This is a genomic window from Streptococcus sp. 1F3 (assembly GCF_054968985.1).
This window is the reverse complement of sequence record NZ_JBUEQR010000124.1, coordinates 1-518: the sequence shown is the minus strand read 5'-3', so window position 1 is coordinate 518 and position 518 is coordinate 1. Positions and strand designations below refer to the sequence as shown.

1 protein-coding gene and 1 pseudogene are annotated in these 518 nt (G+C 38.4%); one reads left to right on the top strand and one right to left on the bottom strand.

Translation table 11 applies throughout. The features are described 5' to 3' along the window. Positions 1 to 284: IS630 transposase-related protein (locus tag ACVPON_RS10120; protein WP_462878517.1), on the bottom strand; the 284-nt coding region annotated here is incomplete at its 3' end. Between the two features lie 50 nt (positions 285 to 334). Between ACVPON_RS10120 and ACVPON_RS10115 the strand changes: the two are divergent. Next, a pseudogene (locus tag ACVPON_RS10115) lies at positions 335 to 460 on the top strand (transposase); the annotation flags it as partial. Positions 461 to 518 lie beyond the last annotated feature (58 nt).

The window sequence follows — 518 nt, the reverse complement described above, 5'->3', positions numbered from 1 at the left end:
GCAGCCCAAACAGACTGCGGTGTGCAGTCAAAATGTTCCGCTATTTCACGGAGAAAGGCATCTGGATGCTCTGAGACAAACTTCTGAAGTTGCTCCAGTGGCAATTTTCTAGGACGTGGAGAACGCTTTTTAACTGCCAAAGTTCCACGATGTTTTAACTGTTGCTCCCATAAATAGAGAGTGTTTGTGCTAATATTAAAGAGCTGACAAGCTTCTTTGCGAGTATGACCTTCGTCTTGAACAAACGAAATCACTCGTTTTCTAAAATCTAAATCATATGCCATAACTTTAGTATACCATAATTACTGCATTACTGGTTTAAAACTGATTGACTATAAACGCCATGGAATTGCCTTATTCCAACGCCAAACCGGAGGCAACCAACAATCTCATCAAAGTCATTAAAAGAAATGCCTTTGGATTCAGGAACTTTGAAAACTTTATAGTCATTTCGCTTTAAAAAACATTATTCAGACATTCTGTCACCGAGTTATATTTTGGTAGTAACTCCATGACTT